Genomic DNA, 3,758 nt, shown 5'->3' on the forward strand with positions numbered 1-3,758 from the left:
GGAATTCATCCGCGCCAACGCCGATGACCTGGCCGCCGTGCTGGTCGAGCCGGTGCAGAGCCGCCGACCCGACTTCCAGCCGCGCGAGTTCCTGCGCGAGGTGCGCGCCATCACCGAAAAAACCGACACCTGCCTGATCTTCGACGAGGTCATCACCGGCTTCCGCTCGCACCTGGGTGGCGCACAGGCCTTGTTCGGCATCCGCGCCGACCTGGCCACCTACGGCAAGGTGATCGGCGGAGGTCTGCCCGTCGGTGTGATCGCCGGCAAGCGCGCCTACATGGACGCGCTCGACGGCGGCGCCTGGCAGTACGGCGACGACTCGGTGCCCACCGTGGGCGTGACCTACTTCGCCGGAACCTTCGTGCGGCATCCGCTCGCGCTGGCCGCAGCCAAGGCGGCGCTCGAACATCTGAAGGCAGACAACAACAAGCTGCAGGCCCAGCTGCACCTGCACACCGCGGCCATGGCCGACGAGCTCTCGGCCTTCTGCCGCGAGGTCGGCGCGCCGGTCGAGATCCGCTACTTCTCCTCGCTCTGGCGCGTGAGCTGGCTGGAAGACCATCCGCTGCAGGACCTCCTGTTCCCAATGATGCGCAGCCGCGGCGTGCACATCCTCGACAACTTCCCCTGCTTCATGACGACCGCGCATTCGCAGCAAGACATCGCGACCATCAAGTCCGCCTTCAAGGAATCAATCGCCGAGATGCAGGAAGCCGAGTTCCTCCCGCGTCGCGCCGTCGCCAAGCACGTGTTCGACTCCTCTCATCCGCCAACGGCCAACGCGCGGCTGGGCCGCGACATAGATGGACAACCCGCCTGGTTCGTGCCCGATCCCAAGGCTCAAGGCAAATTTACCAAGTACCAAGCATGACCGACGCAGTCGCCACCCTTTCTAACGAGGATGCCTCCGAAGGCTTCGATCCCTTCGCCTCGGGCCCGATCGAACGCGCCGTCTCGACCACCGAGGCGCAGCGCGAAGTCTGGCTCGGCGATCGCCTGAGCCCGGAGGCATCGCTGGCCTACAACGAGGCGCTTCGGCTGCGGCTCAAGGGCACGCTGAACACACGCGCGCTCGCCAGCGCGCTCGACCGGCTGGTGGCGCGCCACGAATCGCTGCGGGCCACCATCTCGCCCGACGGCATGCGGTTATTGATTGGCGAAGCGGCGCCAATCGCGCTGGTGGAGCACGACCTCGCCGCGCTCGATCCCGCGGCGCAGAAGCGCCGGCTCGAGGACGACGGCGTGGCCTTGGTGCTCGAGCGCTTCAACCTGGAGCAGGGCCCGCTGCTCCGGGCCGCGCTCTATGGGCTCTCGCCTGTCGACCATGTGCTCATGATGAGCGCACACCACGCGATCTGCGACGGCTGGTCCTGGGGCGTCATCTGTCAGGACCTGGGCGCGCTCTACGCCGAGCAGGTCGGCGCCGGACCCGCGCTCGCAAAGCCCGCGCAGTACTCCGACTATGCCGCCTGGGAGGCCCAAGAGGCGAACAGCCCCGAGATGGACGCCCACGTCGGCTATTGGCTCTCGCGCTTCGCCGACGGCAGCCTGCCGGTGCTGGAGCTGCCGCTCGACCGCCCTCGGCCGGCGGTGCGCACCTTCAATGCCTACCGCATCGACCATGTGCTGAGCCAGGACCTCATCGACGGCCTGCGCAAGGTCGGCGCCGTTTCGGGCACCAGCCTGTTCGCGACCATGTTCGGCGCCTTCGCCGCGACCCTGCACCGCCTGACGGCGCAGGACGATCTGGTGATCGGCATCGCGGCCGCGGGCCAGATGCCCAGCGACATGCCCTCGCTGGTGGGCCACTGCGTGAACCTGCTGCCGATTCGCGTGACGGTCGATGCCCAGATGCCTTTCGACGCGCTGGCACGCGAATCGGGCAGCGCATTGCTCGACGCCTTCGAGCACCAGACCCTGACCTACGGGGCACTGCTCAAGAAGCTGCCCGTGCCGCGCGACCCCAGCCGCCTGCCGCTGGTGAACGTGCTGTTCAACGTGGACCGCGATGCCGCGCCCAACGAAGGCAATTTTCCCGGCCTGCAGGCCGAGCAGAGCGTCATCGCGCGCCGCTACGAGAACTTCGAACTCTTCCTCAACGTCGTTCCCGCGCCGAGCGGCATGCGGATAGAAACGCAGTACAACGCCGACCTCTACGACGATGCGACCGTGCGCCGCTGGCTCGGCATGTACGAATCCCTGCTACGCGCCGTGGTGCGCGATCCGACGCGGCCGGTCGGCCGGCTCGACCTCCTGTCGCCCGCCGAAGCGCATGCCCTCGCGGCCCTGCAGCCGGCGCCGACGCCGCTGGAAGGCGCGCCGCTGATGCATGCGGGCTTCATGACGCATGCAGCGACGCAGCCCGCGCAGCCGGCTTTGCGCGACGGCGCCAGGCGCATGAGCTACCGCGAACTCGACGAGCGCTCGAACCGATTGGCCCATGCGCTGCGTGCGCGCGGCATGGGGCGCGGCGAACGCGTCGGCCTGTGCCTGGACCGCGGCTTCGACATGTTCGTTGCCCTGCTTGCGGTGCTCAAGAGCGGCGCCGCCTACGTGCCGCTCGACCCCGCCTTCCCGCAGGCTCGCCTGGACTATTACGCCGAAGACGCGAAGCTCGGTCTGCTGCTGACCGCCTCCTCGATCGCGGCAGCGCCGAAGATGTGGCGCGAAGATGCGGCCGACCGCGTGCTGCTGCTCGACCTCGACACAGCATGGCAGAACGAAGCGCCCACGCCGCTCGCGCCCGGCGCCCAGGATGCGCAGGGCGAGGACACGGCCTACGTGATCTACACCTCCGGCTCGACCGGCAAGCCCAAGGGCGTGTGCGTGCCGCACCGCGCGGTGGCGAACCTGATGCAGACGATGCAGCGCGAGCCCGGCATCGGTTCGGGCGACCGCATGGCCGCGCTGACCACGCTGTCCTTCGACATGGCGGTGCCCGAGGTGATGCTGCCGCTGGCGGCGGGCGCCGAGATCGTGATCGTGCAGCGCGAGGTCGCGATGGACGGCAACCGGCTGCGCGCGCTGCTCGAGTCGGAAGCCATCACCATCCTGCAGGCCACGCCCGGCATGTGGCGGCTGCTGCTCGATGCAGAGTGGTCGGGCCCGCGCGGCTTCCGCGCCTGGATCGGCGCCGAGCCGGTGCCCGCGGATCTGTCGCTCGAGTTGATGGACCGCACGAGCGAGCTCTGGAACCTCTACGGACCGACGGAAACCACCGTGTGGTCGACCGTCTGGCGCATGGAGCGCCCGATCGTCGCGGCGCGCGGCGTCTCGATCGGCCGCCCGATGGCGAACACCGGCGTCTGGATCCTCGACAGCAACCTGCAGCCCTGCCCGATCGGCGTGCCGGGCGAGATCTGCATCAGCGGCATGGGCGTGACGCTGGGCTACCTCGACCGGCCCGAGCTCACGGCCGAGCGCTTCGTGACGACCGCCATCGACGGCGTCGACACGCTGATCTACCGCAGCGGCGACCGCGGCCGCTGGCGCAACGACGGCCTCTTGGAACACTTGGGCCGCTTCGACTTCCAGGTCAAGGTGCGCGGCTACCGCATCGAGCTCGGCGAGATCGAGGCGCGCTGCAACGAGGCGCCGGGCGTGGCGCGCAGCGTGGTCGTCACGCGCGAAGACCAGCCGGGCGACGTGCGCCTGGTGGCCTACCTCGCGCCCTCGCCGGGCGCCACGGTCGACCTGGCCGCGCTCGATCGTCATTTGCGCAGCCGCCTGCCGCAGTACATGGTGCCGCAGCACGT

Annotated in this window: 2 protein-coding genes; both read left to right on the forward strand. The window is 69.3% G+C overall.

The window, feature by feature from the left end:
• A partial coding sequence (locus tag APY03_RS43470; RefSeq protein ID WP_232324201.1) for an aminotransferase class III-fold pyridoxal phosphate-dependent enzyme occupies positions 1 to 874 on the forward strand: 874 nt, incomplete at its 5' end.
• A partial coding sequence (locus APY03_RS43475) for a non-ribosomal peptide synthetase (protein ID WP_232324202.1) occupies positions 871 to 3,758 on the forward strand: 2,888 nt, incomplete at its 3' end. The genes APY03_RS43470 and APY03_RS43475, both read left to right, overlap by 4 nt.

Origin of the sequence: Variovorax sp. WDL1, assembly GCF_001541225.1 — a bacterium.
Classification (GTDB): domain Bacteria; phylum Pseudomonadota; class Gammaproteobacteria; order Burkholderiales; family Burkholderiaceae_C; genus Variovorax.